Origin of the sequence: Gluconacetobacter tumulicola (assembly GCF_014174215.1) — a bacterium.
In the GTDB taxonomy this organism is placed as follows: domain Bacteria; phylum Pseudomonadota; class Alphaproteobacteria; order Acetobacterales; family Acetobacteraceae; genus Gluconacetobacter; species Gluconacetobacter tumulicola.
Genome location: NZ_JABEQL010000005.1, coordinates 1 through 26,341 on the forward strand (window position 1 = coordinate 1; position 26,341 = coordinate 26,341).

A 26,341-nucleotide genomic window follows, 5' to 3' on the forward strand; every position below is an offset into this window, starting at 1 on the left:
GCTCCTTGTGTTGGACACAAGCCAGAGTGCGGCGGACCATCAGGTCAGCTTCAAATAAAACACCTGTTTCACGCCGTGGTGACAGACAGCCACGCTACACCATTCCCGCGCTGCGGGTTCGTTCTTCCCGCCATAGCGAACATACATGTGGGTCTTAACCCCAACCCCGGGAGGTGCAGGAGGCAAGCCTCCTGCAGGGGTGTCGGGCAGCGTCCCGACAAAACGGAACGACCGTCCCAATCAATGCGTTGTGCCGGCACCTGAAACGGTCCGGGAGCCCGCATCATGAAGCTGTTCGCCTGCCAGTCCTGCAATCAGGTCCTGTTCTTCGAGAACACGGCCTGCGAGCGGTGCGGTCACAGCCTGGGCTACCTGCCCGAGGAAAATGATCTCAGCGCGCTGGAACCGGTGGCGGGTGAGGACGGCACGTGGCACCCGTTATCGAAGGCCGCGACTGGCTCGTCCTACCGGTTCTGCGCCAATGCCGGGCAGAACGCCTGCAACTGGCTGGTGCCGGCCGGCGGTGATGCCTTCTGCCTGGCCTGCCGCCTGAACCGGACGATCCCCGACCTGACGGAGCAGGAGCATCTGGACCAGTGGCGGAAGCTGGAAACGGCAAAACACCGGCTGGTCTATACCCTGCTGCGCCTGAATTTGCCGATCGTGGACCGGCTGAATGACCCCGAAGGCGGGCTGGCCTTCGATTTCCTGGGCGATCCGCCCGATGGCGGAAAAGTGCTGACCGGCCATCAGGACGGGCTGATCACCATTGCGCTGCGCGAGGCCAACGATGCCCAGCGCGAGGCGATGCGGATCGAGATGGGGGAGCTGTATCGCACCCTGCTGGGCCATTTCCGGCACGAGGTCGGTCATTATTATTGGAACGTGCTGGTGCGCGACGGCGGCCATCTGGACGATTTCCGCGCCCTGTTCGGGGATGACCGCGCCGACTACCAGGCCGCGTTGCAGCATCATTACCAGGTCGGGGCGCCTCCGAACTGGCAGGACAATTTCGTCAGTGATTACGCGACCACGCATCCGTGGGAGGATTTCGCCGAGACCTGGGCGCACTACCTGCACATCGTCTCCACCCTGGAAACCGCACGCGCCTATAGCCTGTCGGTCGATATCCATGTGTCCGACGATCAGGCCCTGCAGACCGAGGTCGCGTTCAACCCCTACGCCCCCGGCCCGTTCCAGCGGATCGCCGACGCGTGGCTGCCGCTGACCTATGCGATCAACAGCCTGAACCGCTCGATGGGCCAGATCGATTTCTACCCGTTCGTCCTGGCGCCCCCGGCGCTGGAAAAGCTGGCCTATGTCCATGACCTGATCCACGGCGCCGCGCCGGGCTGAGGGGGCCGTCCGCGGGCGACCCTTCGCAAGACCGTTTACTGTTGGCGCCGCTTCGCCCATACAACCATGCATCATGGACATGGCGCCCATCCCTGTTGACGAGATGGTTGACGGTCATGGCGGCGTCCGGCCTCACTGGCGGCGCCTGCTCGGCGCGATCAGCGATCTCGGCCATCGTGAACTGCTCGAACGCGGCAGGCAGATGGCGCGCGCCCTGCACGACCAGGCGGGCCCCGTCGAAGGCGCCGCCGCAGGGTGCGACCCGGTCCCGCTGCTGCTGACGGCGCAGGAATTTGCCCGCCTGTCGGAAGGGATGGTGCAGCGCGCCCGCGTGCTGGAGTCCACATTGCGCGACCTCTACGGGCCGCGCACCCTGCTGGCGGATGGCGTGCTGCCGCCGGCGCTGGTCTACCCGGCGCCGAACTTCCTGCGCATGGGCGGCCCGGTTTCGGGTGCGTTCCTCGATTTCTATGCCGTGGACCTGATTCGCGGTCCGGATGGCGCGTGGCACGTGGCCGCCGACCGGGTGGCGCGCGCCAACGGCATCGGCCAGGCGCTGGAAAACCGGCGGCAGATGACCCGGATGCTGCCCGAGCTGTTCGCGGGGCGCGAGGTCCAGCCTCTGTCGCCCTTCTTCGACGCGTGGCAGGACAGCCTGCACCGGCTGGCCGGCCTGCCGGACCGCAACCCCGGCCTGGCGCTGCTGACGCCGGGTCCGCGCGGCACGCTGTGGGCCGAGCATGTGATCCTGGCGCGGGAGCTGGGCTGCGTGCTGGCCGAGGCCGGCGACCTGGCGGTGCGCGATGGCGCGCTGTGGCTCAAGACCGTACGCGGCCTCCGCCCGGTTGATGTGCTCCTGCTGCGCCAGGACGGATGGACGGTCGACCCGCTGGAGCTTGAAGGCGGCGGCACGCCCGGCATTGCCGGCCTGCTGGACGCCGCGCGCGGCGGCGCGGTCCATCTGGTGAACCACCCCGCATCCGGCCTTGTCGAGGCCCCGGGCCTGGCCGCCTTCATGCCTGCACTGGCTCGGCGCCTGATCGGCGAAGACCTGAAACTGCCCGACGTGCCGACCCTCTGGCCGGCGCAATATGGGGTCGATGCCCTGCTGTCCGAAGACCGGAGCCGCTGGTGGCTGCGTGACAGCGCCAGCACCCGTGGCGCCTCCTGCCGCCTCGACCGGGCGAAGGACAGCATGCTGGCGGCCCTGCGCCGCACCCCGGACCGGTTCGTGGCGGTCGAGGCACTTGCACCCTCGGTCATGCCGTCGATCGGGTCTGCCGGGATCGAACCCGGCGGCATCGTCCTGCGCCTGTTCGCGCTGTTCGATGGCGGCGCCTGGCAGGTCATGCCCGGCGGCATGGCGCGCCTGCTGCCCGATTCCGACCTGCCGCCCGGCGGCCCGATGGATCGCGCGCGCGGCGGGCACAGCATCACCAAGGATGTCTGGGTCACCGTCGAGGACAGCCGGAACCTGGTCGGCATCGCGGCCCCTCCCATGCCGGTCCTGGCCATCCGTCGCGGGCAGGGGGATCTGCCCAGCCGGGCGGCCGACGATTTCTTCTGGCTGGGCCGCTATCTGGAACAACTGGAAGATGCCGGGCGCGTCCTGCGCGTGCTGACGCGCCGGGTCGGCCGGATCGACGGCTCCCCCCGCGAGCGGGCGGAACTGGAAACCGTGCTGCGCCTGGCGGTCCATATCGGCCTGCTGCAGGACGAAAGCATGGCCGGCGCGGGCTTCGCCACCCAGGTGCGGGCCCTGGCCGCCGTCACGCTCGATGCCGGCATGCCCCAGCGCCTGCTGTCCGAAATCGCGCGGGTGTCGGCAGGCTTGCGCGACCGGATGACGGTCGAGACGTTCGAGACCATCGTCCAGGGCACCGACGCGCTGCGCAGCCAGTTGCGCGAGGCACGGGTGACGGGCGATGCCGGGCGCACGCTGGAACGGGTGGGCCGCGTCACCGACGGCCTGCTGCGCTATGGCGCGACCATTTCCGGCCTGACGGCGGAAAACATGGTGCGCAGCGGCGGCCGCCAATTCCTGGAACTGGGCCGCCGGGTCGAACGGGCCGGCGCGATCCTGACCTCGATGGCGCTGATCCTGCGCCAGAAGGATGTCGCCCAGCGTGGCCGGATGGAAGGGGCATTGCGGCTGATGCTGGAACTCAGCGACTGCGCCATCACCTATCGGTCGCGCTATTTCGCGGTGTTCCAGCCGGCTCCGGTGCTGGACCTGCTGCTGCTGGACGGCGGCAATCCGCGCGGCGTGGCCAGCCAGATGGCGATGGTCGCCGACGCGCTGGCCGATCTGGAACCCGGCGACGGGACGGGCCTGGCCGGCGCGGCGGCCCAGGTCATGGAACGCCTGCGCGGGGTGGTGAATGACGTGCTGTCGGCACCGCAGCAGGATGTCGCGGCGGCGGCGCTGCCGGAGCGATTGCTCGCCATCCATGCCGGGCTGCGCGACCTGGGGCAGCAGATCGCACGGCGTTATTTCGTCGTGCTGACCTCTCCGCGCGCGGTCGGCGGCCTGCGCACCGTCGATCGTGGCGAGGCAACGGACGAATCATGATCTATCGCGTGCGCCACCTGACCCGTTACGTCTATGGCAGCCCGGTCGACCTGGCGGCCCATATCGTGCATGTCACGCCGCGCGCCCTGCCGGGGCAGGCGGTGCACTGGACGCGGCTGGAAGTCACGCCGTCCCCGGTGCGGCGGGTGAATGGCGTCGATTATTTCGGCAACCTGATCGCCTGGCTGTATCACGAAGCCCCCCATGACAGCTTCGACGTGCTGGCGGAATCGGAGGTCGAGGTCGCCTTCGCCCCGCCGCCGTCCGAAGACGCCACCCTGTCATGGGAGGATGTGGCCGCCCTCGCGCGCGCGGGCGGCGCGCCGGCATGGCAGGCGGCGGAATTCCTGTTCGACAGCCCGATGTGCGCGGCCAACGCGGCGGCGGGCGATTATGCCGCCCTGTCCTTCACCCCCGGCCGGTCGGTCCTGGCGGCGCTGCTGGACCTGAACATGCGGATCTACACCGATTTCCGCTTTCGCGCCGGCGTCACCACGCTCTCCACCCCGATCGAGCAGGTCCTGGCCCGGCGCGAGGGCGTGTGCCAGGATTTCACGCATCTCATGATCAGCGCCCTGCGCTGGATCGGCGTGCCGGCGCGCTACATGTCCGGCTATATCCGCACCCGCCCGCCGCCGGGGCAGGCGCGGCGGCTGGGGTCGGACCAGTCCCACGCCTGGGTCGGGGCATGGCTGGGCCCGGCCTATGGCTGGATCGGTCTGGACCCCACCAATGGCATCGTGATGCGCGACGAGCATGTCGTCCTGGGCTGGGGGCGCGATTACGCCGATATCAGCCCGGTACACGGGCTGATCCTGGGCGGTGGCAATGACAGGCTGAAGGTGGGCGTCGATCTGGTCCCCGCCGAGGAATGGGAAGATTTGCCCGCCGAACCGGTCGACGAGACGCCCTGACGCCGGGTCAGTGCGCGCCGGACGTCTTCAACCCGGCTTCGAAGCCTTGGCTCTGCCAGATTTCCTTCTGGGTCTTCGGGGAATGCTTGTGCTTGCCTCCCCCACAGGCGGCAACCGAGAGAACGAGGGCCGCCAGGCCAATAAACCGCATCGTCTGGAGCAAAGGGGGCCTCCTGCCCGGTCTCCGCCCGGCGGAGACTGGATAAAAAGAATATCCTGGTCGCCTGCCGGTCTCGGAAATTCATGCATGAATTTCGCATGCGGGACACCAGGCCGCAGGCGTTCATAGCAGACATTCCGGCTCACGCGGAAGAGATGGCGCCGGCCTTTCCTTGCCGGGGAAACGGGCCGATATAACCGGGCGCAACCCTCCACGGACGGCAGGACAGATGCTGGAAACGCTTACCACCGACATGCGGACGCTCCATGCCGTCGCCGACCTGCGGCAGGCGGTGCGCGACTGGAAGCGGGACGGGCTGACGGTCGGGCTGGTGCCGACGATGGGCGCGCTGCATGAGGGGCATCTCAGCCTGGTGCGCGCGGCCCTGCGCGCCACCGATCGGGTGATCGTCTCGATCTTCGTCAACCCGACCCAGTTCGATAATCCGGCGGACCTCGAAACCTATCCGCGCGTCATGGAAGCCGATGCGCGCCTGCTGGCGGAAGCCGGCGCGCATGTGCTCTACGCGCCGACGGTGGCCGGGATATATCCGCCCGGCTTCGCCACCACCGTGTCGGTGCGCGGCGTGTCGGACGGCCTGTGCGGTGCCCATCGTCCCGGCCATTTCGACGGGGTGGCGACCGTGGTGTGCAAACTGTTCCTGCAAAGCCAGGCCGACGCGTCCTTCTTTGGCGAGAAGGATTTCCAGCAGGTGCATGTCGTCCGCCGGATGGCCGCCGATCTGGACATCCCGATCCGGGTGGAAACCTGCCTGACCGTGCGCGAGGCCGACGGGCTGGCGATGTCGTCGCGCAATCGTCGCCTGACCGGTCCCGGCGACCGCGACCACGCCCGCGCCCTGCCACAGGCGCTGGAAGACGCGGCTCGCGCGATCGCCGATGGCCAGTCCATGGACATGGTCATGGCGACAACGCGCGACCGCCTGCTGGCGGCCGGGTTCAGCGATGTGGAGTATCTGGAATTGCGGCGCGAAGCCGATCTGGCGCCGTTGGTGCGTTTCGACGGCCAGCCGGCGAGACTGCTGGCGGCCGCGTGGCTGGCCGGCGTCCGGCTGATCGACAACGTGCCGGTTCTGCCCGCGAAGATGTAGGCTCCGTCAGGCCAGGGCTCTGCCCTGGACCCGGCAGGGCCTGAGGCCCTGCACCCCAATCATTTGATAATGAATGGGTTTCCAAAGGGCGACTGCCCTTTGGTGGGTCAAGGGCAACGCCCTTGTCTCAGGCGTCGAGCGAACGGGCCTCATCGGGCAGCATGATGGGAATGCCGTCGCGGATCGGAAAGGCCAGGCCGGCCTGGCGGCTGATCAGTTCCCCGGCCTCGCGGTCATAGATCAGCGGCCCCTTGGTGACGGGGCAGACCAGGATCGACAGCAGGCGCGGGTCCAGGGGGGGCTGGGCGGTTTCGGTCATCGGCTGGTCTCCTGTACGCATGGCCGGTTGCGGAGGCAGCCCATCCGGCGTCGTGTGGATGGGGCCTCACACCGGTGGGTGAGATGCATCGTCGCCGGGCTCATGTCCAGCCAGTTCCAGCAGGGTCTGCAATGTCCGCGCCCGGTCGTTCAGCGAGGCGGATTCGAGCAGCGCCTGTTTTTCGGCGGCGGGGAAGGGGCAGATCATCGGCAGGGTGATCAGCAGCGTCTCGTCATCCATCTGCTCGATCACGTTCCAGCGCGTGCCGAATCCCCGCAGGCTGCAATAGCGCCGCAGCGCCGTCAGCATGCGGCTGCGATCGAAGAACAGGTCCGCACTGTCCGTCAGGTCGCTGGCGAAGGACGACACATCGATTCGCGCCCGACGATAGCCACGGTGCAGGCCGGTTTCGCGCAACAGGCGGAACCGGGCCAGGCCGGTCAGCGTCACGGCATAGGTTCCGTCGGCCCGTTCGGTCAGCGAGGTCACACGCCCGACGGCGCCGATATCGTACAGGGGCGGGAACTGATCCTCGCCGTTCTCGCCATCCTCGTCGTCCATGGCCTCGTCACGCGGCTGGATCATGCCGATCAGCCGGTTCCCCGCCAGTGCGTCCTCAAGCAACGCGACATAGCGCGGCTCGAAGACATTCAGCGGCAGCTTGCCCCGTGGCAGCAGCAGAACCTCGCGGAGCGGGAACAGGCCCAGTTCGGCCGGCATGTCCGCCAGCGTCATGTCCCGCAGGCGCGGGACAGCACGGGGAACGTCGTCGTCGATCAACGCTGGCAGGCCATGGGGGCGCACGTCACGAAAACAGCAGCGAGGACATGCGCCGCCGCGCCTGCAAAGTCGCGGGGTCGTCATGCCCCCAGGCCTCGAACAGCCGGATCAGCTGCAGCCGCGCGGCATCGTCATTCCAGCCGCGATCCTGCCGCATGATGCTCAGCAATTCGTCGGCGGCTTCCTGCCGCAGGCCCGCCGCGTTCAGTGCTGCCGCCAGCTCATAGCGTGCTTCATGGTCGGCCGGGTCGGCGGCCAGGCGCCGGCGCAGATCCTCGGCGGCCTCGGCGGCCTTGCGGCCTTCGCGCTTCAGGTCCAGGGCCGCACGGGCTCCGGTGATCTCGGCATGCTCGGCGATCTTGGCCGGCACGTCGGCCAGGGCGGCCTCGGCGGCGTCCTCGTCCCCCATGGCGATCAGGGCGCGTGTCAGCCCGCCCCAGGCGGCCGGGTTCTCGGGCTCGATTTCGATGGTCTGGGAATAGAGTCCGGCCGCTTCCTCGGCGCTGCCGGCATCCAGTGCGGCGCGGGCGGCGGCAATCAGGTCCGCGGCCGGCATGCTGCCGCCCCCGGCGGCCTGCAACAGGCCCTCGACGAAACGCTTGATCTCGCTTTCCGGCTGCGCGCCCTGGAACAGGTCGAGAATCTGCCCCTGCCAGAAGGCCGCGACCAGCGGAATGGATTGCAGCGGCAGCCCGACCTGCGCCAACTGCTGGGCCAGGGCCCGGTTGGCATCCACGTCGATCTTGACCAGCTTGACTCGGCCACCGGCCGACCGGACGATCTTTTCCAGAACCGGCGTCAGCTGTTTGCAAGGGCCGCACCAAGTGGCCCAGAAATCGACCAGGACCGGCATGGTACGGCTGGCTTCCAGCACGTCCTGCATGAACGTGTCCTGGTTGCCGTCGACGATCATCCCGGCGTCGTTATGCGCTGCGGCGCTTGCCATCGCAGGGGCCCCCGCTTCGTCAATCAGGCCACCCGCCGGGCGCTGAGCTGCTCGGGACTGACCGATGATGTACTCCATGAAAACCGATCCTGCCTGTTTTTATCGTGCTCTACCGCCGGGTATGGCCCGGCCTCATGCTGACCTTAACATTGTCATCGCCAACCTGTCTCACAAGCGGCAAAGCACCCCCGACATAAAAAACCCGGAAGAGCATTTTCCCCCCTTGTCAGCCGATCTGCTTTCCCTTAAACCCCCGTTCACCGACACGGTGAGCGGGCGTAGCTCAGGGGTAGAGCACAACCTTGCCAAGGTTGGGGTCGTGGGTTCGAATCCCATCGCCCGCTCCAGATTTTCCTCGGAAAATCAGTCGGTTAAAGCGGCCCTTCGGGGCCGTTTTTTGCTTCCCCGCCCCCGGCAGACTGACCGGGGAAGCAGGGGGGAAGCAAACGGCGGCGTAATCGCGGCCGCTTGCGGATACTGGCGGCATGAGTCGTCTCCCATGACAGACGTCCGACGAGCGGAGGTTTTCCGCCGTCATGACGGTGTTCCGAACCTATCCCAATCCGCTGGTTGAAGCGATGCGTTTCACAGGCCAGCTTGCCCGAGACAGGGTCTTTCATTCTGTATTGTCGTACAGTCTATCGCGGTTCCTAGGCCGCCACCTGGTCGCGCCGACAGCGGACCATCACGGTTTGGACGTGCGGAATCCCGTTTCCGATTATTCGGTGTGTGACCGGGAAAGAGGCAAAGGGAAGTGGCGGTTTCGTGACGGATTCAGGGGGGAGAGAGGCTTCTGCCCATCCGTCACGGAGTGTCCCGCCATGGCGAGCGCCATCCAGAAAATCGCCCTCAATGCGTCCCGTGATATCCCTTTCAACAAGCTGGTGCTGTCGCAGTCCAACGTACGGCGTGTGAAGGCCGGCCTGTCGATCGAGGAACTGGCCCGCGATATCGAACGTCGTGGGCTGCTCCAGAGCCTGAACGTCCGGCCCGTCCTGAACGGGGAGGGGACGGAGACAGGTTCCTACGAAGTGCCGGCCGGTGGTCGCCGGTTCCGCGCGCTCGAACTGCTGGTGAAGCAGAAGAAGCTGGCCAAGACGGCCCCGGTGCCGTGTGTCGTGCGCGAGGCCGGCTCGGCCATTCTCGCCGAAGATGACTCCCTGGCCGAGAACGTCCAGCGCGTGGCGCTGCATCCGCTGGACCAGTTTCGTGCCTTTCGCGAAATGCTGGAGAAGGGCATGTCCGAAGAAGAGATCGCCGCGGCGTTCTTCGTCGTGCCGACCGTGGTCAAGCAGCGCCTGCGCCTGATGACCGTCTCAGACAAACTGCTCGATATCTACGAGCAGGACGGCATGAAGCTCGACCAGTTGATGGCCTTTTCTATCAGTGATGATCCTGTGCGGCAGGAGCAGGTCTGGGAGATCGTCTCCCAGAGCCATAACCGCGAGCCCTATCTGATCCGCCGCATGCTGACGGAGAAAACCGTGCGCGCCTCGGATCGCCGCGTGCGTTTCGTCGGGCTGGGGGCTTATCAGGCGGCAGGTGGTCACGTCATGCGTGACCTGTTCGAGGCTGACGATGGCGGCTGGCTGCAGGATCCGACCCTGCTCGACCGGTTGGTCATGGAAAAGCTGGCGGCAGCCGCCGAGGCCATCCGTACTGAAGGCTGGAAATGGGTCGAAACGGTGCTGTCCTTCCCCTGGGGGCATACGCGGGACTATGCGGAGATCGAGGGCACGCCTGTTGCGCTTTCGGAGGAAGAAGCCGGCCGTCTGATCGCGCTGCACAGCGAGCAGGAGGACATTGAGGCGGAATACGCGCAGGCCGATGAGTTCCCGGAGGAAATCGACGCGCGCCTTGGCGAGATCGAGCAGGCCATCGAGGCGCTGGAGGAACGCCCGGTATCCTTCGATCCGGCGGACGTGGCTCGCGCTGGTGCCTTCGTCAGCCTGGATACAGACGGTACGCTGCTGGTCGAACGGGGCTTCGTCCGGCCGGAAGATGTGCCGGCGGAGCCCGAGGACGGCCACGATGCACCCGAGGGTGACGATGACGCTGTCGTCCGTCATGACGGGGGAGACGATGTCGAAGGGGACCTGCGGGAAAGCGGTCCCGACGCCGAGCCCGAGGAAGAAGACGGACTGAAGCCGCTTTCCGATCGCCTGCTGACGGAACTGACGGCCTGGCGCACGCTGGCCCTGCGCGATGCGTTTGCTGCCAATCCGCATATCGCGCTGACCGAACTGCTCCACACGCTGGTGCGTGACGTCTACTGGCAGGTCTCGGGCGCGGACTGCCTGGAAGCCTATGTCCGGGAAATCCCGCTGCAGGTCCATTCCCCCGACATGCCGGGCAGCCTGCCGGCTCACGCGCTGCGCCAGCGCAACGAGGGCTGGAAGCACGATTTGCCGGAAGACGAGGATGCACTCTGGCTGTGGCTCGACCGGCTGGACGACACCAGTCGCCTGGCCCTGCTGGCGCATTGCCTGTCCTTCGGGGTCAATGCGCTGCATGAATCGTCCCATGGTCCGTCTCTGGCGCGTAGCATCAGGGAGCGGCTGGCCCGCGCCGACCGGCTTGCGACCGCGCTTCGGCTCGACCTGGTCGAGGCGGGCTGGCAGGCGACGGTGGAGAACTATCTCGGCCGTGTCACCAAGGCGCGCATCCTTGAAGCCGTACGTGAGGCGCGGGGTGACGAGGCTGCTGACCGCATTGCCCATGTGAAGAAGGCCGACATGGCACAGGCAGCCGAGCAGTTGCTCGACGGCTCCGGCTGGCTGCCCGAAGCATTACGCACGAAAGGACTGTCCGCGCAGATGAAAACTGACGAAGCCCCCGATTACTCAGCAGACGGGCCTGCCGCGGTTGCTGCGGAATAGCATTTCCCTGAATGAAAATGGCGGCTTCCGGTCTCCGGGAGCCGCTTTTTTCATGCTGTCATGCTACTCGGCAGTGCTTCTGCTTCCCCCCTTCATGTCGGACATACAACCTTCCAAGCGGGCAGTCCGCTTTCCCACCAAGCCCCTAAAATATCCGCCGCAGGCCTCCCGGGGCAGGTGTCAGCTAGTCGCACGTGAGAACGATCTTCCCGACCCCGCCGCCGGCTTCCATCATGCGGTGGGCTTCGCCGGCGTACTGTAAAGGGACTGTCGCATAGACCACTGGCCTGAGCGCGCCGCTTGTAAAGAGTGGGAGAGCAATCTCCTTGAATCGCTTTATCATGTCGCGTTTTTCTGCGATGGTGCGTGACTTCATCACCGTTCCCAGGAGGCGCAGGTGATTATGCAGGACGAGGTTCAAGGGGATAACCACGTCGGCATCGTCACTGAGTACACCGACCTGCACGAGCGTCCCGCCTTCACGCAAGCTCCGCAGGCTGGGTGCCAGATAACTGCCGCCAACAAAATCTATGACGGCATCGACGCCTCTACCATCCGTTGCCGCCTTGACGCCGGACTCCCACAGTTCAGTCTGGCGATCCAGAACCACGTCCGCACCCAGCCCCTGAACGTCTGGGGCACGCACGGTGCTTGTGGTTGCAATAACACGTGCTCCGAGTGCAGCCGCCAACTGAACGCAGGCAGAACCAATGCCACCAGCCGCCGCATGGATCAGGACCGTCTGACCAGCCGTTATATTCGCCAGATGGTGCAACACCTCGACCGCTGTCACGAAGGATTCCATGATGGCGCCCCCCTCGATCCATGTCAGGGACGCCGGAATCTTGACCGCCATAGCCTGATCCACTCGTGCGTCGTCTGCGTAAGCGCCACCGCCCACGATAGCCATGACTCGGTCGCCCGTCTCGAACCCTGTGACATCACTGCCTACCGCCTTGACCTCTCCCGCAAGTTCGAGACCCAGCAGATGACTGTCTCCAAAATGCTGACCTGCGTAAAAGCCGTTCCGTTGCAGAATATCCGCCCGGTTGACGCCTGCCGCATGAACACGAACGATCAGATCATTCGGCCTCAAAATCGGAAACGGGGCATCCTCGACACGCAATACATCCGCAGGGCCGAAATCGGCATAGTGAACGGCCCTCATTGTGCGCTCTCCTGACGAGACAGGGCGCGGCGCGCAATGCTCTCGGCAAAGAGCGGTGTTTCCCGACGATTATGGTCGCTGCCAGCCGCCTGACGAGCAGCAGCAGCGGTCTCGAATGCAATCCCGTTTGCGTCGATAAACGCCATGAAGTCGTCGGTCGGTCGGGCTGTCACACGGTTCGTGTAGCGGGTCCGGCCGTTTCCGGTGTCTTCCGCGATCAGCTCCCACAGGACGTTGACCCTGGTACGACCGTTGGCCGTAAAGACGTCCGAGATCGAGTTCATGCGGCAGTAGCTGGGCGTTGCTTCATCCGCGACGTAGTGCTGCACGACCAGACCGCTCCCGACCATTTCAACATTGATCGACATCCGCCGACCGTCGTCAGTGGTCGTGATGCCGGCAGCAATATGGTCCGGTTCACAGCAGCGTAGATACTCGGCTTCCGACAACGTGAACAGCCAATCCGCTATGTCGACCTGAGCGAACGGCACATCGATCTCATGCGAGTAGGCAGATTGCGACAGGATTTGATCCAGAATTTTCATGTCCGATTTCCCTTTTACGCGATGCAGCGTCGTGCCGCGTCTGTGTCCAAGGGATGCCTCGACAGAAGTGTTATGATAACGCATAGATTTGAGAGAGCGCTTTTGCCGAATTAGCAAAGATGAGCCTGTTGGATGAGAGACCCCCGCTTCGCCGAACATCTTGGCGTCTTCGTCGATGTGGTCCGCCAAGGGAGTTTCTCTGCTGCCGCGCGGAGGCGCGGGCAGACACCTTCAGCGATCGTCCGCCAGATCGACGCATTGGAATATTCCGTGGGTGTCCCGCTTCTGATCCGGTCCACCCGAGCGCTTGCGCTGACAGATGCGGGTGAGCGCATGCTTGAACGTGCCCAGCCACTGCTGGATCAACTGGCAGACGTCCATGCAGAAGTCGCTGCGTTCGACGGTGTCGTGACGGGAACGGTGCGGATCGCGTGCTTTCCGACCTTCGGCAAGCGCTATGTCATTCCGGCACTGGAAAGTTTGCTGGTGGAGCATCCCGGTCTACACATCGAACTGGATCTGACAGAGCGTCTCGCTGATCCTGTGCTTGAGCGGCTGGACGCGGTTATCCGGATCGGACACTTGGCCGACAGCACCCTGATCGCGACCAAACTGGCCGACCAGAAGCGGCTTCTTGTTGCCAGCCGGCGTTATCTTGATCGCTATGGCGAACCGGCAACTCCGGACCAACTTCGTCAGCACAGGCTGATCGACAAACTTCATGGCAATGATCTGCTAGGCTGGGCAGATATTCTGGGTCAGCGCCTTGTTGACGGGAGCGACATCAAGCCGGTTTTCCGGTGTGACGATTTCGAGGCGATGAGGTTGGCAGCACGTTCAGGCATGGGAATTGCCCTGCTGCCAGATTGGGTGGTCGGGCCGGACGTCAACACGGAGACCCTCACGCGGATTCGCCTGACCGACGACCCGTGGAACACTCATCTTGACGGTATCTGGTTGCTGCGCGCACTGGCTCAGCCGTCGGCTCGTTTACGAGTTGTCATAGCAGCGCTGCGCACGACCATCGGGATACCCCCGACTTGGGAAAGTCGTGAGGTTCAGGCTAGTGAATAAGGGAGTTTCCAGTCGGTTATCGCCTCTTTGCGGACGTCGGAATGGAGCTTGGCCTTTCCGCGAAGTGGACATGGTGACATAAAAGACGAAAATTGGCGTCCGCGAATCCCGTGGCGGTTCACGCTGCGCTCGCGAACGGCCACACCATCGACTGAAGGCCGAATCAAATGACGCGCGTCCGACCGAGCGATAATCAACGCGACCGGCTAAAGGAGACCAATGCCTTTCGCTGCTGCGTCTGCAAGCGGCGAAGCGTTGGGTTTCATCTGCATCACATTGACGGCGACAACGCCAACACGGTCGATGCCAATCTCGCCGTGCTGTGCGTCGAAGACCATGACCGGCACCATCGGTCTGGCGAATATGCGCCGCGACATACTGAGTTGAAGGCCGAGGAGATCCTCCAGTTCAAGACGGACTGGGAAAGTTTCGTCGCCGAGGCCCAACGCCCGGAACCGAAAGTGCTGGCAACGCTTTCCAGTTACGGCACCCAAGAGCTGATCCATTCGCTGCAACTTGTCCTTCAGTGGCCGGATGAGCGCATCGCAATGAAGCAATCCTATCATCTGCTTGACGGCGATCTCGACCGGCTGACGGATGAAGTGGTTGCGGACCTTATTTCGATCGGTCCGAACGTCAAAATGGCGATGATCGACGCGCCGTTGCCGGTTGAGCATTGCCCATGCTGTGGCACCGGCTATAGCCGGACCTTGAAACCGGCTGTGGTCGCCCGTTTAACCGATCCGGATTGGGCGACCAAATCCTCGGCAAGCATTTATATCAATCCGGCCGAGCCAAGGGTCACGATCCTCTTTTCGCTTCGCGACCAGTCGTTGCTTACTGGTAGCCTGCATCTCTGTCAGGGGCAGTTCCTGCATTACCATTGCGAAGGGATCGACGATCGGGTGCCAGTCACGGATCGGCCAAGCGTCCGAACACAGGTCACGAAAATCGTCAAGAACGTGCTGCGCGAGTGGCAGCCGGCATGGGTCTTCATTGGCACCGGCGACCCCGATTTGCCGACCTTGCTTCCCGATCTCAACCTACCGGAACTGTGGGAACAGGCGCGGCGAGGTCTAAAGCCGCGCAAGTCGAAGTCCCAGTCAAGGTGCTAAGCGATGGAGTACGGCTTGGGCGATTTGGTGCTGCAACGCGCTTCTGGAAGGCGAGAGTCCGAAGTGGGTCAAGACCCACCGATGCCACGTTCGTCGGCAACGTCAGCTAACCCCAATCCCAGATCCGGCAGCTGCCAGTCCATTCCCGGCCCAAGGCCGTCAGGCGGCGATGTCCGCTCCCGGCCGACTGAGCCCTCAATACCGGACATGCCGCTTACCCTCCAAGCTTGCTGTCAGCTTTTTCCGTATAATTTACGCCTTCATCTGGGTCGTTTGAAGCGCCTTGCGGCTAGCCAGAAAGCAGACTTTGTCCGAAACCATTTTTCCAGCGATCATCGTAATTCTTAAGTCTAGCGTTACCCTTCGGGCTTCCTAGTATACTGAAGCAAAGATATGTCACCAGCGATATGCTTTACCGTTGCATATACAATCGCCCCATCTGCGTCTTCAAGTTCTAATGATACATTGATTTTGAATGTGACAGGCTGCGTCTGGCCACCATTGATGGAAATATTGGTAGCGTAAAGATAAGTTCTATTTGATGTGTCAAGAATGGGGTTCAGACTTCCCTTGAGTCCTGGAATAGAGCCGGTTCTACGCATCGTAACAGAACCAAGGTTGTCCATTCGGGGCAACGTAATTTCCATAGTTCCATCTGGGTCCACCTTGTCATATATCGCTGCGGGAAAAGTAGGATGCGACACCAGCAGTTTTGTGGATCTCCGGGTCTTTAAATCAAATGTTGCCTCGCCATCATCATTGGTTTTGATATTATTGTAGGTTCCATTGTCGGCCTGCAAAGTAATCTCACAATTTTTTATAGGTGTACCTTCATCATCTGTGACGATCACAGAAAACTTTCTGGCTACGCCGACGTCGTGACGCGCCAGAATGCTAAAATCGCGACGAACCAACTCTGTCGGAATCGATCCGCCCGAGCTAATAAGCTTTTTCGTAATAAGAGAGACTAAGTCTTCGGGAGAACGATTTTTTAGCGAGACATAGCCTACCGTGGGCAATATCCCCGGTATTTCAGTATCATCAAAACGTGCTGGCAATATATACTCTTGAGCAGATTGGAACGCACGAGCCTGAGCCGACTTTCGCTCCTGATTAGTCCAAAGCTTACGAGCATAGGCTTTAGAGATAAACATCACAGTAAATTGGGCTTGTTTGTGATAAACATCAGAGAGATGACTGTAGAGGTCTTTTCCCCATAAATCGGCTTCCTCGAAGAGATCATAAAATACTTTTACGCCACGTTCATTAAGAAGGTTAGCGACACGATCAACGTAATCTCGCTCTTCTCCCGCGAACGATAACGCGATGTCATACTTTCGTTGTTCATTCATGGTTCACCATAGAGATAGAATGATCCTGCGGCTGCGACTGAGGTTGACTTTTTTGAAACGATCAATTCCCCGGTCAATCACCCGTGTTTTTTTAGAAAAAGAGCTTACGCGGATGTCTCCTGGATGAGAATAGCCCCCAATACCGGACATGCTGCTTACCCCACATAGCTGTCGTTCCGGGAGGCTGAGCGGTCCCCCTTGGAGATTGGTCAGGCGCCATTTTCCATACCGGCTTGCCCGGAAAGGAGTGAGAGGTCGGCTCCGCCTCTGATGCCGAATATCCGGCATTTAGAGGAGAGTTTTCCATGAGTGAGGTTCTTGCTTCCGGTCGCGGCGGCTTCCGGATCGATCCGTCGCGCGGCGAACGCAGCGCCCGCGTATCGTCCGAATGGTTTTCGCGTCCCGAGGACGAGCGGTATCTGTCCCTGTCCGACCTGCATGCTGCCATGCTGGCGCGGGCGGATCGGGCCACGGCCCGCACGGTGGAGAGCCGCGCCATCCGTGTCGAGGCGTCCCGCGACAATGCCGAGCGCCTGACGCTCACCGTGCCGGGACAGAATGAGCCGATCGCGCCCACGCACTGGTCGTTTGGCCAGATGTGCAGCCTGGTCGGGGCACCATCGTCGTACCTGCGCAACCTTCCGGCTCCGCTGGCGGCGATCAACCTGCAGCACGGGCTGCTGTCGCACCGGGTCGAGCTGATTAAAACGCTGGAGACCGAAGATGGACGGGTGGAACTGCGCGCCGTGACCGGTCCGGATTACGGCCGCATCTGGGACCACGAACTGGTCGGTGCGGTGCGCAAGATCGCCGGCGACGGTACGGGCGATACCAACTGGAAGGTGCCCGGTGTCATCGACTGGGCGACCATGACCCATAATCCGTACGTGGACATCACGAAGGAAACCACGACGCTGTACGCGTCAGATCGCGATGTGTTCCTGTTCCTTGTGGACGATACACACCCGATCGAGGCCGGACGCCTGCCCAATGGCGATCCCGATCTCTATTTCCGGGGTTTCTACGCCTGGAACTCGGAAGTCGGCAGCAAGAGCCTCGGCATTGCGTCATTCTATCTGCGCGGAGTGTGTCAAAACAGGATGTTGTGGGGCGTGGAAAATTTCCAACAGATCACGATCCGGCATAGCAAGTTTGCCGCCTCGCGTTTCGTGCATCAGGCGACACCGGCCCTGCGGAATTTCGCCACGGCCAGCCCAGCGTCATTCGTCTCCGGCATTCAGGCCTCGCGCAAGACGCTGGTTGCCAGAACCGATGACGATCGGGAAAGTTTCCTGCGCCGTCGCGGGTTCTCGAAGCCGGAAACCGCGAAGATCATCGGAACGGTGCTGCACGAGGAGGGGCGCAAGCCCGAGAGCGTGTTCGATTTCGTGCAGGGGATCACGGCAATGGCCCGCACCAGGGCCAATCAGGACACGCGGCTGGATCTGGAGGAGAAGGCCCGCAGGCTGATGGAGCGTGTGTCCTGAAAGCCGCTTCTCCGTCATTCCGTAAAGACGTTTTTACGAGCCCGGCCATCGTGCCGGGCTTTTTCGTTTCGGGAGTCATTCCGATGGCCGATTTCTTCACGCATTTTTCCTGCGTGCTCGATGTGGGCACGGTGGAAAACGCGGCCAAGGCGCTCGACCTCTACAATGAATTCATGGACGAGCTGGCGGCGGAAGATCCGCCCTCTGACGGCTTTATTCTGTCGATCGTGCCTGAATATGGCGGCATGAAACTCTGGATGCACGATGAGACGACCGGCGATCCGCAGCAGGTGGTGGAATTCGTGCTACGCTGTGCGCGAACATTCCGGTTGCGGGGCCGATGGGGGTTCCAGTGGGCCAATACGGCCTCACGTCCCCGGATTGGCGCCTTCAGCGGTGGTGCGCATCTGCTTGACCTTGGCAGGCGCAAGACGATTTCCTGGATGACCACCGATCGCTGGCTGGCGATCGCCCTCGACGGAGGCGATCCCGACACAGGAGGGCAGGGCGATGACCTTGCATGATGCAGGCGATCTCGCGCGTCGTCTGGCGGAGAACGCGGAGGCGGTGTGCCGGCGGTATCTGTCCGCCGGTCGCCGTCACGGCGATTACTGGCTGGTCGGTGATGTGCGCAACACGCCGGGGCGGTCGCTGTTTGTCCGGCTGCACGACACCGCCAATGGCAGGGCGGGAAAATGGACGGACGCACAGTCGGGCGAGCATGGCGACCTGCTCGACGTGATCCGCGAAAGCCTCGGCCTGGTGGATTTCCGTGACGTGGCGGACGAGGCGCGCGCATTCCTCAGCCTGCCGCATCCCGATCCGGCACCTTCTTCAAGGGATCGTCCCGCGCAGGAACGCGGAGTCGCCAGTTCCTCGGAAGCCGCACGCCGGCTCTGGGCCATGTCCGGGCCGATCGCGGGCACGTCCGTAGAAGCGTATCTCCGTAGACGCGACATGACGCTTTTGCACGGAACCGGAGTCCTGCGCTTCCATCCGCGCTGCTTTTACCGCCCGGACGAGCACAGTCCGACCGAGACCTGGCCGGCCATGATCGCCGCCGTCACCGACCTCGACGGCACTCTGACTGGGGTGCATCGCACCTGGCTGGCGGCGGAGGGGCGCGGCAAGGCGCCGGTCGATCATCCGCGTCGTGCCCTGGGGGGCCTGCTGGGCCACGCCGTACGCTTCGGAGTGGCGTCCGATGTGCTCGCTGCTGGGGAAGGCATCGAGACGGTGCTGTCGCTGCGGCAGGTTCTGCCCGATCTGCCGCTGGCCGCCTGCCTGTCCTCGGCGCATCTCGCTGCCTTGATCTTTCCGCCACTGCTGCGCCGTCTCTACGTCCTGCGCGATGACGATCCGGCCGGGGATCAGGCGCTGGCGACGCTGCACGCCCGCGCGGATGACGCCGGGATCGAGCTGATCGGCCTGTCGCCGCGGCTTGGCGATTTCAACGATGATCTCCGTACCCTCGGACGCGGTGCGTTGCGGGCGATCCTGCATCCGCAACTCGCGCCAGCGGACGTGGCACGCTTTCTGGAGACCGCCGGCACCTGAGTGGGCCGGAAAGAGGGCGGGCGGTTCCCTTCTTCTGTCGGCGGTCCTGTCGTGCCTCCCGTCCGGCAGGTCTGCGCCCCGGCCTTTCAAGTGGGGAGCGGGCGTCAGCCGGGCCGGGCCTTCAATGGCGGGACCGGCTATTTTCCGCCGCGCGCCGAGCGCGCTTTGCACCGCGAAGCAAAATAGCCGGCCCCCTGCCATCCTTCGCTGCGCTGCGGCCGCGCGCGGGCGCGCGGTTCCGGCCCGTCCCTGGTCTGCCGCTATCCGCCCCCGGAAAGGCCGCGAAGGGCGCGGCCGGAGACCTGGGAGGACCGCATCATGACCCGCACAGCCGACGATTTCGAACCGCCACACGCCGCTTCATCCACCGCCCACGTGCTGGCCGAACTTCAGATGTATGGCTACCGTCCCTTCGAGGACGAGCTGGACCCGAGGCCGCTGCCCGAAACGCAGCGTATCGGGGGTGCTGTGGCCGACATCTTCGACGCCATCGCCGCGACGCTGACCGACACACGGCTGGAACCCGACCTCGAAGCGTTGCTCTGGTCCGCCGTGAACATCTTCCATCGCATGGTCGGCCAGGTCGAACGCGAGCTTGACCGCAACGAGCAGGCGCAGAAGCGCAGCCAGCAGGAGCAGGATGGTAGCGAGATCCGGTCGGTGGAACTGGAGCGGCTGATCGCCGAAGGGCTGACCCTGATCGAGCGCCGTAACGCCTACGAGATCTTCCGCGACGAGGCGCAGGAGCAGTTCGAGCGCCTGACCCTGAGCGCGTGGCGGCCGAAGACCGGCTCGCTGGTATCGCGGCGGACCATGACGGCCTCCATGATCGACAGCCGCGACTTCCTCAATGCGCGCCGTAAAGCCGAGGGCGAACTGCTGGTCCCGCCCGGTCCCAAGGTGGTCGTGACCGGCGGCCTCGATTTCGACGACCATATCCTGATCTGGGACCGGCTGGACAAGGTCCGGGCCAAGCATCCCGACATGGTGCTGCTGCACGGCGGTTCGCCCAGAGGTGCGGAGTTCGTCGCGTCTCGCTGGGCCGATCACCGCGAGATCGTGCAGATCGCCTTCAAGCCGGACTGGACGAAGCATGCCAAGGCAGCGCCCTTCCGCCGTAACGATGCGCTGCTCGACACCATGCCGATTGGTGTCATCGTCTTTCCCGGCACCGGTATTCAGGAGAACCTGGCCGACAAGGCGAAGCACCTCGGTATCCCTGTCCTGCGGTTCGGCGGCGGCGCGTGAGCGCCGTCTTTAGTCCGGATTGCCCGTGACCGCGATCCGAGCGGAACGGGCATAAAAGGCCAGTTCGGTATCGCCGGGCACCAGAAGATCGAGCAGGCCCTTCATGTCCTGCATGTCCGAATAGGACTGAAACGGCCCTGGTTGCCGCTCGATCGCCAGCACCGCGATGGCGAGCGCCTTTTTGACCAGATGCAGTTCGCGCCCCGTGATTTCCGCCATGACGTCTTCTCCCTGAGAGACGATAACGATGCACGTCCGCGTGCCGGACGCCAATACGATTCTCGTTCCGTCGACACATCGTTTTCGCTATGATGCGGGTTGCGCCGTGGTGGTGGTGGCAGGCGCGACCGTCAGATCATGTCATCTCTACGGGAGCCGCCACCATGGTGATCTTCGCACCGTTCCTGATCGTCGTCGGCATCGGATTTTTCTGCTGGCTCATGTTCACGCTCGCGGTCTTCGCCTTGCCGTTTGCGGGCGGGCTGTATGCCGGGCTCTGGGCATTTCATACCGGTGCCGGAGTGATCGGCGCCCTTATCGTCGGCGTCATGGCAGGCATAGCGACTTTCATGGTCGGCCAGATCGCACTCGCCTGCGCACCGTGGATCTGGCTGAGAGGGCTGATCGTCCTGCTCTATACGGTGCCCGCCGTCATTGCCGGTTATAGCGCCACCCACGGCCTCGCCCAGATGATGATGCCGTCCGCAATCTGGCAGCTCTTCTTTTCGGTGATCGGCGCCATCGCGGTCGGCATCACCGCGTTCGTCCGCTTTACCGGCATGGCCCCGCCCGAACCGGCTGGCGGGAGCATCGCGCGGGTCTGACCGCCTATGCGGTAGTCGGCGGGCAGGCATGGATCAGGCACCTGCCTGTCTTTCCACGTCATCGAGAGGCGGGGAGCGATGGGCAGCGAAGCGCGGATGCGACGCGCTGTTCCTGATACGGTCTGCCTGTTGAGGCATCCGGACTGGCGCTCTGATTGTCCCGCAGGCCGATCGCAACGGGGAAAGCCGGGCTTGTCCGGCGAGGCGCTTTCCCGGAACGGGCCGTGTGCAGGGGTGGAAAGCAGGCATGACGAAGCCGTCCCCTTCGTAGCCGACACTTGCGTGGCGTGCGGGTCGCCATAGTTCTCCGTGACGTGTGCTCTGTCGGGCCGCGCACGCATGCTGCCTCTCAAGATGGCTGATCTAGCCGGAGGCCGGCTGCGCCTCGATCGGCCATGGCGCAACAGCGGTCCATAATTTTCTTCCCCTGCCGGCTGCGCCGTCATTCCTCGCGAGACAAGAAAATTCCGTCCCGCCGTCCTCCGCTGCGCTTCGGTCCCTGCGGGATGCGCCGCCGCTCGCCTCCGTCTGTCCGATCGCCATCGAGGCCGCAATGGTGCGGGCTCGATAACAGAGATCACGGAGCAGTATCATGGCCACCATCGGCACCTTCAAGAAAGTCGGCAACGGGTATAACGGCGAGATCGTCACCCTCTCGCTCCAGACCCCGAACGTCCGCATCGCCCCCGAGACCACGCGCGCGAACGAGAATGCCCCCAGCCACCGCGTCTTCGTCGGCAGGGTGGAGATCGGAGCGGCCTGGTCCCGGCGCTCCAACGAAGGGCGCGACTATCTGAGCCTCAAGCTCGACGACCCGAGCTTCAACGCCCCGATCTTCGCCAATCTCTTCGATGACGAGGACGGCGAGGGCTACAGCCTGATCTGGTCCCGCCCCAACGGTCGCCGCAACGGCGACTGAGGTGCCAGCGATCCCCCGCCCGGCCGGTCCGGGCGGGGCCTTCGTGGCCGGGCCGGAAGCGGCGTGGGCACTGCCGCGGGCTTATCGGCTTCGATCCGATCGGTCTGTCTTCGGGCGTGGCAGGGGGAACAGGGCTTTCCTCAGCCTTCCCATTGTCCCATGCCCGGCCAAGCCGCGTCACGGACGGCGGTCCCCCCAATTTTGCCCGTGCCGGCCTGACGGCCGTCCCGAACAAAATCGGCTCCCCCGCCCGCCGGCAAGCCGGTCGCCCGCAGGGCGATCCATGACCCGACCTGTCCGGGCATGACGCCAGGTCCTGTCTTCGACAAACAGAAGGAGCAGGACAATGACCAATTTGCACGACACCATCCAGCAGCTGCGCGCCGAACTCACCAGCTACGCCATCAGCCGCCGCGAGCGGGCACAGATCGAGCGCGAACTGAAGCGGGCGATCATGGCACTGGACCGCAAGGATGCCATGGACAGGGAGGCTCCCGCGTAAGGCGGGGGCTTTTTTGCATCCTCCACCGCGCTTGCTGTCGGTCGCCTGCAGAAAATCGCGACGCCGAATCGATCGCGGGTTTCTTTTGAAAGAATTGGCTTGAACTGCCTCTAAGCGACTAATATAGTCGTATTTCTGGTGTGTGCCCGTCTCTTGTCGGATGTGATCGTGGATGATCACTGGCCGACAGGTACGGGCGGCGCGGGCACTCCTGAACTGGACGCAGGAACGGCTCGCCGAAGAAGCCCTTGTAGCATTGACCGCGCTGAAGCGTCTCGAATCCGAGCGCGGTCTCGGTGTCCATGAGGGCACGACCGACCAGGTCCGTCGCGCGCTGGAGGCGGCGGGCATCCTGTTCATCGAGTCCGGACAAGGGCGCGGCGTCATGTTTCTTCACGAGACTTCCGACACCGAAACGCGGCAGGCTAGGGTGCGTCGCGTTCGTTCTCCGACCTGATCGGCCCCACCATGCAGAAGCCCCCGCTCGACCCGCCCGTCGCCGACAGCGCCCCGGAGGCATCGTGTCTCACCGGCTATGACGAACAGCATCTGATTACCTATCTGCGTCTGCTGGACGCCGAGGCCGACGGCGCCGACTGGCGCGAGGTCGCCCGGATCGTCCTGCACCGCGACCCGGCGGCCGATCCCGAGGGCGTCCATCGCTGCTGGCACAGCCATCTGGCGCGGGCGCACTGGATGACTGAGCATGGCTACCAGCATCTCCTGCGCGGCGGCGCACCCCACTGACATCCTCAATTGTTGCGTGATCCGCAAGACCTGTTGCAGGACCGGGGCGTAGCGGGCAGCGGGATGGTCTGGCATACTCTCGCGAGCAAGTGCTTGCCCTGTTTCCACCCGTTACGCATCGGAGACGACGCCATGAGCCGCGCCACCTGGCGGTCGGCGGGCGCGTACGAGGGCCTGCGGTCGCTCGACGCCCCTGCCTTTGCCTTGCAGTTTGTCAGTCGCAATCGGGACTTTATCCGCGAGCGTGCCACCCTTCAGCGCGCCGCGCGCCGGGCCACGCTGTCCGCATCGGACGCCGAAGCCTTCGCCCGGCGCTGGGGGTTGCGATTTCGAGAGTGTCCGCACGGCCCTCGATCCGCGTACCGCCCGCTGGACTGTTGCGGTATCGCCGGCCGTGATTGCGGTTGTCCCCCTGCCAACAGCACTGGCTGACGCGGTGTATCGGCCGCTCTCGCTCGCTCGGGCAGGGCCGCCGCCCGATATGGCGGGAGAAGTGCTGGTCGAGCAGGGGGAGACGATCCTGCGGCTGTACGTCCTGCCGCCTGACGGGGCTCAGGTCGGCGTGCTCCTGCCGCTCGACGCGCTGTTCGAGGCCCGTGTCCAGGCCGCCCTGCGGCTCTGGCGCGTGCTGATGGATCGGCGGCCCGGTCGTGATCCGGCCTGCCTATCATCCGATCGCATCAGCAGGCTGATCCTGGCGCTCCGTACGCTCGACGGTCTGGACGATGGGGTTTCGCAGCGCGAGATCGCCGGTGTCCTGTTCGGCCAGAAGGTCTCCGCGCGGGATTGGCTCTCGCACGATCTGCACTTCCGCATGAAGCGGCTGGTGCATTTCGCGCGGGAGCTGACCGAAGGGGGATACCGGCGTCTGCTGCTGCACCCATTCCGGGAACGATGAGCGAAGGAGAAGGTCTTGCATGGCCGGGTAAACGGACGGGCGGCTCTTGGCCTGTAGATGGCAATAGCTTCCGTCCTTCTCGCGCGAGAGGGCTGAACGGGAAAAAATCGATGCTGATCAGCCTGTCGTATCCCGTCGGTCGAAGTGGACCTGCGCTGCGGCGATCCTGTCATGATTGCTTGCTGCCCAGCGTCCGAGCGCGGTGACCGGCTCGCGCAGGGACATGCCCAGTTCGGTAAGTTCATAGTCAACACGAGGCGGAATTGATGGCGTGATGGTGCGAGAGATGAGGCCGTCGCGTTCCAGCCCACGGAGCGTCAACGTCAGCATGCGCTGCGAGATGCTGCCGATAGCTCGGCGAAGCTCGCTGAACCGGCGTGACCCCTCGCCGAGTTGCATGATCACAAGCACCGACCATTTGTCGCCAATGCGGGCAAGGACGTTGCCGACCGTGCGGCACCTGTCCGGCGCGAGCGCTTCGTGGCCGGGGGGTGGAAATGCGGGAACAGAAAAGCGCCCTGGTTTCATGAATGTGCCTCCTTGTGGGCCCTGGCCGATTACTTAATGTGCGCAGATATCGAATGATTACCAGCCAAGGAAGGCCGATCCCGTGAAACTCCTGCACATCGATACCAGCATCCTCGGCGATGCCAGTGCCAGCCGTACCCTCTCTCGCGCGGTCGTCGACCAGGTCACCGGCCGGACACCAGGCATCGACGTGACCTATCGCGATCTTGCCGCCTACCCCATTTCACATCTCTCCGGCGCCGCTCTCGCGGGCGGAAATGCCGATGGAAAGCATGACCAGGCGCTACAGGAGGATCTCGCGTTGGGTGGCCGGGCGCTTGAGGAGTTCCTGTCCGCCGACATGGTCGTGATCGGCGTCGGCTTCTATAATTTCGGCATTCCCAGCCAGCTCAAGGCTTGGATCGACCGCATCGCGGTCGCGGGAAAGACGTTCCGCTACACAGACAAGGGGCCTGAAGGGCTGGCGGCGGATAAGCGGATCATCCTCACAATTGCGCGGGGCGGTTTTTACGGGCCCGATTCCGGCCGTCAGTCCTACGAGCATGCCGAGAGCTACCTGCGGGCACTCTTCAGTTTTCTGGGTGTCACACAACTGGACGTTATCGCGGCAGAGGGTATGAAGGTCAGCGCCGAGCAGCGCGAACGCGCACTCTCAGCCGCGTATGACCAGATCGCCGCGCTCGCGGCCTGAGCCTCTCTTGCCGTCATCTCCTTATTTCCTCAGACGACGGCGGGCATGTCCTGCATTCCAGTTGGACATGCCTTACTTTTAATAGATGACCCGGAACGAATTCTACCAGGTAATCAGCGGCGCTTTGCGCAGCCAGGTATCCGCCGTGAGTTGCTGCACGACGAAATCGGCGACATCGGCGCGCGCGATCGTCCCACCATGAACGCCCGATAGATCGGTCAATGCCCGGATGCGGCCGCGCGCCGGCTTGTCGTTGAGCACCGCCGGCCGGACGATCGTCCAGTCGAGCGCGTTGGCCCAGATTGTCTCTTCCTGGCGATCCTTATCTTCGTAGAGCCGCGCATAGAGCGGTGAGGCCTTGGGATGAGCAGCATCCTGACCCTGAAGATACATTTCGGCGAGAGCCAGGAGAACGCCGCGTGTGAAGATCGGATCCCGCTCCAAATTATGATCTACAGACTTCCACTGACGTCTGTAAGTCGTTGAAAAAAGGAGCTTCGGCTCCTTTTTTCATTCCAGCGAGTGCCACGGAAATCCACCCACAGCTACCGTTTTTGAGTGACCAAATAAGGCACAAGAATACGGGTGGGTCGGCTACCGGATAGTTGCTGGGGCTGAGCGGGAACCATGACGAGCATAGGGCCTAAGT

Annotated in this window: 29 protein-coding genes and 1 tRNA gene; 20 read left to right on the plus strand and 10 right to left on the minus strand. The window is 63.7% G+C overall.

Annotated elements, in window-relative coordinates; genetic code table 11:
• Positions 1–285: 285 nt before the first annotated feature.
• From HLH29_RS04830 to HLH29_RS04840, 3 genes are all read left to right on the plus strand, one after another.
• Positions 286–1,356 (plus strand): zinc-binding metallopeptidase family protein, encoded by a 1,071-nt coding sequence (locus tag HLH29_RS04830; RefSeq protein ID WP_182964896.1) that lies wholly within the window; start codon positions 286–288, stop codon positions 1,354–1,356.
• A 79-nt stretch (positions 1,357–1,435) separates the two neighbouring features.
• The gene (locus tag HLH29_RS04835; RefSeq protein WP_246373820.1) at positions 1,436–3,928 is read left to right on the plus strand and encodes a circularly permuted type 2 ATP-grasp protein; all 2,493 of its coding nucleotides are present in this window, start codon (positions 1,436–1,438) and stop codon (positions 3,926–3,928) included.
• On the plus strand, positions 3,925–4,842 hold the full coding sequence (locus HLH29_RS04840; protein ID WP_182964898.1) for a transglutaminase family protein: 918 nt from the start codon (positions 3,925–3,927) through the stop codon (positions 4,840–4,842). The genes HLH29_RS04835 and HLH29_RS04840 overlap by 4 nt, the downstream gene beginning before the upstream one ends.
• 7 nt (positions 4,843–4,849) lie before the next feature.
• Here HLH29_RS04840 and HLH29_RS04845 read toward each other — a convergent pair whose 3' ends face one another.
• Positions 4,850–5,005 (minus strand): hypothetical protein, encoded by a 156-nt coding sequence (locus tag HLH29_RS04845; protein ID WP_182964899.1) that lies wholly within the window; start codon positions 5,003–5,005, stop codon positions 4,850–4,852.
• A gap of 226 nt (positions 5,006–5,231) precedes the next feature.
• On the opposite strand from HLH29_RS04845, the gene panC reads away from it, so the two are divergent.
• Positions 5,232–6,113, plus strand: a complete 882-nt coding sequence (gene panC, locus HLH29_RS04850; protein ID WP_246373822.1) for a pantoate--beta-alanine ligase — start codon at positions 5,232–5,234, stop codon at positions 6,111–6,113.
• Between the two features lie 127 nt (positions 6,114–6,240).
• On the opposite strand, the gene HLH29_RS04855 is transcribed toward panC, so the two are convergent.
• The 3 genes from HLH29_RS04855 to HLH29_RS04865 form a co-directional block, all read right to left on the minus strand.
• Positions 6,241–6,432 (minus strand): Trm112 family protein, encoded by a 192-nt coding sequence (locus HLH29_RS04855; protein WP_114729276.1) that lies wholly within the window; start codon positions 6,430–6,432, stop codon positions 6,241–6,243.
• 66 nt (positions 6,433–6,498) lie between these two features.
• Complete coding sequence (locus HLH29_RS04860; RefSeq protein ID WP_182965042.1) at positions 6,499–7,167, minus strand: LON peptidase substrate-binding domain-containing protein; 669 nt, start codon at positions 7,165–7,167, stop codon at positions 6,499–6,501.
• A 70-nt stretch (positions 7,168–7,237) separates the two neighbouring features.
• Positions 7,238–8,236, minus strand: coding sequence for a tetratricopeptide repeat protein (locus HLH29_RS04865; RefSeq protein WP_182964900.1), 999 nt, complete (start codon positions 8,234–8,236; stop codon positions 7,238–7,240).
• A gap of 194 nt (positions 8,237–8,430) precedes the next feature.
• Between HLH29_RS04865 and HLH29_RS04870 the strand changes: the two genes are divergently transcribed.
• A tRNA-Gly gene (locus HLH29_RS04870) sits at positions 8,431–8,505 on the plus strand.
• Between the two features lie 474 nt (positions 8,506–8,979).
• On the plus strand, positions 8,980–11,037 hold the full coding sequence (locus tag HLH29_RS04875) for a ParB/RepB/Spo0J family partition protein (protein WP_182964901.1): 2,058 nt from the start codon (positions 8,980–8,982) through the stop codon (positions 11,035–11,037).
• A 184-nt stretch (positions 11,038–11,221) separates the two neighbouring features.
• Here HLH29_RS04875 and HLH29_RS04880 read toward each other — a convergent pair whose 3' ends face one another.
• Both HLH29_RS04880 and HLH29_RS04885 read right to left on the minus strand, forming a co-directional pair.
• Positions 11,222–12,205, minus strand: a complete 984-nt coding sequence (locus HLH29_RS04880) for an NAD(P)H-quinone oxidoreductase (protein ID WP_182964902.1) — start codon at positions 12,203–12,205, stop codon at positions 11,222–11,224.
• Positions 12,202–12,750 (minus strand): hypothetical protein, encoded by a 549-nt coding sequence (locus HLH29_RS04885; RefSeq protein WP_182964903.1) that lies wholly within the window; start codon positions 12,748–12,750, stop codon positions 12,202–12,204. Before HLH29_RS04885 ends, HLH29_RS04880 begins: the two co-directional genes overlap by 4 nt.
• A 132-nt stretch (positions 12,751–12,882) precedes the next feature.
• Between HLH29_RS04885 and HLH29_RS04890 the strand changes: the two genes are divergently transcribed.
• Positions 12,883–13,824, plus strand: a complete 942-nt coding sequence (locus HLH29_RS04890; protein WP_182964904.1) for a LysR family transcriptional regulator — start codon at positions 12,883–12,885, stop codon at positions 13,822–13,824.
• Positions 13,825–13,991: 167 nt separating this feature from the next.
• Positions 13,992–14,939, plus strand: coding sequence for an HNH endonuclease signature motif containing protein (locus HLH29_RS04895; RefSeq protein ID WP_182964905.1), 948 nt, complete (start codon positions 13,992–13,994; stop codon positions 14,937–14,939).
• A 356-nt stretch (positions 14,940–15,295) separates the two neighbouring features.
• On the opposite strand, the gene HLH29_RS04900 is transcribed toward HLH29_RS04895, so the two are convergent.
• Positions 15,296–16,291, minus strand: a complete 996-nt coding sequence (locus tag HLH29_RS04900) for a TIR domain-containing protein (RefSeq protein ID WP_182964906.1) — start codon at positions 16,289–16,291, stop codon at positions 15,296–15,298.
• Between the two features lie 305 nt (positions 16,292–16,596).
• Between HLH29_RS04900 and HLH29_RS04905 the strand changes: the two genes are divergently transcribed.
• The 4 genes from HLH29_RS04905 (at position 16,597) to HLH29_RS04920 (ending at position 20,583) form a co-directional block, all read left to right on the plus strand.
• Entirely contained in the window at positions 16,597–17,778 is a 1,182-nt protein-coding gene (locus tag HLH29_RS04905; protein ID WP_182964907.1) for a DUF932 domain-containing protein, read from the plus strand.
• 83 nt (positions 17,779–17,861) lie between these two features.
• Positions 17,862–18,302: a hypothetical protein gene (locus tag HLH29_RS04910; RefSeq protein WP_182964908.1), complete on the plus strand. Its 441-nt coding sequence runs from the start codon at positions 17,862–17,864 to the stop codon at positions 18,300–18,302.
• The gene (locus HLH29_RS04915; protein ID WP_182964909.1) at positions 18,289–19,335 is read left to right on the plus strand and encodes a DUF7146 domain-containing protein; all 1,047 of its coding nucleotides are present in this window, start codon (positions 18,289–18,291) and stop codon (positions 19,333–19,335) included. The genes HLH29_RS04910 and HLH29_RS04915 overlap by 14 nt, the downstream gene beginning before the upstream one ends.
• A gap of 318 nt (positions 19,336–19,653) precedes the next feature.
• A complete protein-coding gene (locus tag HLH29_RS04920; RefSeq protein WP_182964910.1) occupies positions 19,654–20,583 on the plus strand; it encodes a DUF2493 domain-containing protein in 930 nt (309 codons plus the stop codon).
• A 9-nt stretch (positions 20,584–20,592) separates the two neighbouring features.
• Here HLH29_RS04920 and HLH29_RS04925 read toward each other — a convergent pair whose 3' ends face one another.
• Complete coding sequence (locus HLH29_RS04925; protein WP_113596951.1) at positions 20,593–20,802, minus strand: hypothetical protein; 210 nt, start codon at positions 20,800–20,802, stop codon at positions 20,593–20,595.
• 164 nt (positions 20,803–20,966) lie between these two features.
• On the opposite strand from HLH29_RS04925, the gene HLH29_RS04930 reads away from it, so the two are divergent.
• The 7 genes from HLH29_RS04930 to HLH29_RS04955 all read left to right on the plus strand — a co-directional run bounded on the left by HLH29_RS04930 (position 20,967) and on the right by HLH29_RS04955 (position 24,473).
• A complete protein-coding gene (locus HLH29_RS04930; protein ID WP_182964911.1) occupies positions 20,967–21,407 on the plus strand; it encodes a hypothetical protein in 441 nt (146 codons plus the stop codon).
• A 592-nt stretch (positions 21,408–21,999) separates the two neighbouring features.
• Entirely contained in the window at positions 22,000–22,326 is a 327-nt protein-coding gene (locus HLH29_RS04935; RefSeq protein ID WP_012553539.1) for a DUF736 domain-containing protein, read from the plus strand.
• A gap of 346 nt (positions 22,327–22,672) precedes the next feature.
• Positions 22,673–22,828: a hypothetical protein gene (locus tag HLH29_RS04940; RefSeq protein WP_182964912.1), complete on the plus strand. Its 156-nt coding sequence runs from the start codon at positions 22,673–22,675 to the stop codon at positions 22,826–22,828.
• Positions 22,829–23,000: 172 nt separating this feature from the next.
• Positions 23,001–23,285 carry a helix-turn-helix domain-containing protein gene (locus tag HLH29_RS04945; RefSeq protein ID WP_182964913.1) on the plus strand — a complete coding sequence of 95 codons (285 nt, stop codon included), beginning with the start codon at positions 23,001–23,003 and terminating at the stop codon, positions 23,283–23,285.
• Positions 23,286–23,296: 11 nt separating this feature from the next.
• Positions 23,297–23,575 (plus strand): DNA -binding domain-containing protein, encoded by a 279-nt coding sequence (locus tag HLH29_RS04950; protein WP_113596948.1) that lies wholly within the window; start codon positions 23,297–23,299, stop codon positions 23,573–23,575.
• A gap of 132 nt (positions 23,576–23,707) precedes the next feature.
• Positions 23,708–24,007 (plus strand): transcriptional regulator domain-containing protein, encoded by a 300-nt coding sequence (locus HLH29_RS19410; RefSeq protein ID WP_246373824.1) that lies wholly within the window; start codon positions 23,708–23,710, stop codon positions 24,005–24,007.
• Positions 24,008–24,056: 49 nt separating this feature from the next.
• The gene (locus HLH29_RS04955; RefSeq protein ID WP_182964914.1) at positions 24,057–24,473 is read left to right on the plus strand and encodes a DUF2285 domain-containing protein; all 417 of its coding nucleotides are present in this window, start codon (positions 24,057–24,059) and stop codon (positions 24,471–24,473) included.
• A gap of 117 nt (positions 24,474–24,590) precedes the next feature.
• Here the strand turns inward: HLH29_RS04955 and HLH29_RS04960 are convergent, their stop codons facing one another.
• Positions 24,591–25,001, minus strand: coding sequence for a winged helix-turn-helix transcriptional regulator (locus HLH29_RS04960; RefSeq protein ID WP_182964915.1), 411 nt, complete (start codon positions 24,999–25,001; stop codon positions 24,591–24,593).
• Between the two features lie 82 nt (positions 25,002–25,083).
• Between HLH29_RS04960 and HLH29_RS04965 the strand changes: the two genes are divergently transcribed.
• Positions 25,084–25,692, plus strand: a complete 609-nt coding sequence (locus HLH29_RS04965; RefSeq protein WP_182964916.1) for an NAD(P)H-dependent oxidoreductase — start codon at positions 25,084–25,086, stop codon at positions 25,690–25,692.
• A gap of 102 nt (positions 25,693–25,794) precedes the next feature.
• Here the strand turns inward: HLH29_RS04965 and HLH29_RS04970 are convergent, their stop codons facing one another.
• Positions 25,795–26,136: an NAD(P)-dependent oxidoreductase gene (locus HLH29_RS04970; RefSeq protein ID WP_220791378.1), complete on the minus strand. Its 342-nt coding sequence runs from the start codon at positions 26,134–26,136 to the stop codon at positions 25,795–25,797.
• Positions 26,137–26,341: the final 205 nt, after the last annotated feature.